The organism is Cellulomonas sp. P2_B4 (assembly GCF_056404795.1).
In genome coordinates this window covers 1-516 of record NZ_JBFUDI010000121.1, presented here as the reverse complement: position 1 = coordinate 516, position 516 = coordinate 1, and the positions used below count along the sequence as shown (strand labels likewise).

At 67.6% G+C, this 516-nt stretch carries 1 protein-coding gene; it reads left to right on the top strand.

The annotated features are described in order from the left end of the window. The first annotated feature begins 123 nt into the window (after positions 1 to 123). Positions 124 to 402, top strand: coding sequence for a DUF6894 family protein (locus AC1DZC_RS20430; RefSeq protein WP_465170397.1), 279 nt, complete (start codon positions 124 to 126; stop codon positions 400 to 402). Positions 403 to 516: the final 114 nt, after the last annotated feature.

The following is a 516-nucleotide window of genomic DNA, read 5'->3' as shown; positions in this document are numbered from 1 at the left end:
GTGCTCACTGCCTGCGCGCTGACGCGGTGGAGATCAGCCCGTCCGGCTGACCATTCTCCGGTCATGTCGGCACCGGGTGACCCCTGATGGCATGGCCCCGTCACATCCCCCGGAGCGAAAGCGGTGGTGCGGCGTTCGGGCCTGATGCCCAGATATTATTTCCACATCCATAACGGCACCGGCCTCACCCCCGACGAGGAAGGGCAGGAACTGTCCGGCCCGGACGAAGCGCATGACGCGGCGCTGGCCGGTATCCGGTCCATCCTCGCGGACGAGCTCGAAGGCGGCGAGATCGACCTCGACGGTCGCATCGAGATCACCAACGGCGACGGCGCCGCCGAGCGGACCGTGCCGTTCGGCGAAGCCGTCGAGGTGCGCCAGCCCGGGAAAAAGAGCGGATGATCGAAAAGCATCTGATGCGCCTGCGCGCCCGCGACGACGTCAGCGCTGAAGAGGAACAGGCGATCCGCGCCGCCATGTTCGAACCCCGCGAGGTGGCGGCGCGCACCACGATCA